The organism is Synechococcus sp. R6-7 (genome assembly GCF_047461695.1).
Classification (GTDB): Bacteria; Cyanobacteriota; Cyanobacteriia; order Thermostichales; family Thermostichaceae; genus Thermostichus.
On record NZ_JANSHS010000370.1, the window covers coordinates 1 to 1,847 of the forward strand.

Annotated in this window: 3 protein-coding genes and 1 pseudogene; all 4 read right to left on the reverse strand. The window is 64.3% G+C overall.

What is annotated here, in order from left to right:
* On the reverse strand, positions 1-286 hold a 286-nt coding region (locus tag NW815_RS10920; protein ID WP_414416004.1), incomplete at its 3' end, for a hypothetical protein.
* Positions 287-331: 45 nt separating this feature from the next.
* Positions 332-940 (reverse strand): hypothetical protein, encoded by a 609-nt coding sequence (locus NW815_RS10925; RefSeq protein WP_414344004.1) that lies wholly within the window; start codon positions 938-940, stop codon positions 332-334.
* Entirely contained in the window at positions 919-1,341 is a 423-nt protein-coding gene (locus NW815_RS10930) for a thioesterase family protein (protein WP_414391226.1), read from the reverse strand. Before NW815_RS10930 ends, NW815_RS10925 begins: the two co-directional genes overlap by 22 nt.
* 28 nt (positions 1,342-1,369) lie before the next feature.
* Positions 1,370-1,847 (reverse strand): annotated as a pseudogene (locus NW815_RS10935) (hypothetical protein); the annotation flags it as partial.

Sequence of the window (1,847 nt, forward strand, 5' to 3'; positions counted from 1 at the left end):
GCGGGGCTCCTGCGATTTCTAGCTGAGTTCGTCTAGCAACGACGGGAGGAGCCGCCCGAAGAGTGGCGAGAAGAGCTGCCCCCCGATGAAGGGCGGGAGGAGGAGCCGAAAGAGCCAGAAGAGCGCGAGGAGCCGCCACAACAGGAGCTTGCAAAGCTTGGATCTGGTTTTGCAGTTGTCTGCAGCGACGCTGCCTGCACCAGTACATTGTGCCGCCGATTATCCCTGCAGCACCTGCCCCCACCCCTACCAACGGCCAGGGCGAAGGGGGAGGCGGGTAGGTCATGCCTCTGTTGAATTGCTGCCCGGCGCTGCAGCCGGCCTGACCGCGTCAGCGCTGCAGTTCCTCCCCCAGCGCTTTGCTCCTGACGCCAGCTGTCCCATGGGCTATTTTTGCTGGGGATCCCTTCCGATGGCGCGATAGGGCGAGCCACCCCAGTTTCAAGGCCAGCCCCAGCACCTGCCAGCCGCGCAACCGGATCACCAGGGATCCCCATCCGTACCAACCGATGCGGGTGAAGGTCAAGCGCAGGTGTTGAGCCAACGGAAGAGGTAGAGCGGCGATTAGTCCCAAGCATTGCCCCGTCAAAGCTGGATCGGCAAAGCCAATTTCTACGCCGCCTTGCCAAGATTGGATGTGGAGCTGCTTGCCCAGCTTCCACAGGTAGGGCCAATCTCTGGGGGAGCAACGTTCTCCCCGCTGCGCCGGCCAACGGCCGCGAAGGCGCAGGGATCCCCAACGCCATTCCCAGCCACGGCGGCTGCCCCGCACAGTCCACCCCCCCCAGCCGTGCCATTTCCAGATCCAGGCAAGGGGGCCCTGCCAGGGTTTGCGGTAGCGCAGAATGAGCCGTTGAGGCCAGAACAAGAGAGTTCCCAGGAAGCCGGCCAGCAGCAATCCCAAAGGACTCCGTCCCGCTAACGCGAACAGCTTGAGCACCGACTGGGATCCTCCGCGGTCAATCCATAGCGGGCCAGAAAACGGGGCAAATCGACCACCAGGCAGGTGTAGGATCCCTGCATCACCAGCCGCTCCTGCTGGGTGATCTCCACCTGAAACCGAATGCGTCTTCCCTCCACGGCCACGACTTCGACCCGAACCTGCAAGGGATCCCCCGCCACCGCTGCCGACCGATGTTCCAAGGCAAAGCGGATCCCGACCGTCGCTTCCTCCGGCTCGTAGAAGGGCTGCAAGGTGGTGTGGCTGCACCGCTCGATCAACGTCAACAAAGCCGGGGATCCGATCACCTTCACACCGGGGTTGCCCAGGGCTGCAGCGGTTTGTTCCGGGCCGAGGATCCCTTGCCAGGTGCCGAGGGTGCCCAAGGGAACGGGTTTCATCTCCGCACAACCAGAGTGCTCCGCACCGCTAACGCGAACAGCGGGCAGGGGCGCGCATTCTCCTGGATTGCCACAGGCTCCAGCCTTGCCAGAGCAGGAGAATCAACGCCAGGATCCCGACCACCCCGGCCAGCACCAGCGCCCGTTCCAGGCGGGTGGCATGGAAGCCGGTTACCGTCCAATCGCGGCTGAGGTTGGATCCCAGAATGGCAAGCACAGCCAGGCCCAAACCTCGGATCCCCAGAGATTCCGCCCCTCTTCCCTCCTGCTGCAGGAGGATGGGCTGCAGCGCCGCCAGGATCAAGGCGGTGGTCAAGGCTCCCAACAGGAAGGCCGCTTGCGGCTGAGCGTGAATGAAGTAGCCCACCCCCACCGGCAGAGCCAGGCTGGCCAGCGTCAGAGCGATCCCCGTCTGCAGGGGTTTGTCTGGCCCGTATAGCCAGTGAATGAGCGCCGCCAGCGCCATGCCCGCCATGCCCAGGTACAGCGCCGCCGACACATAGGGC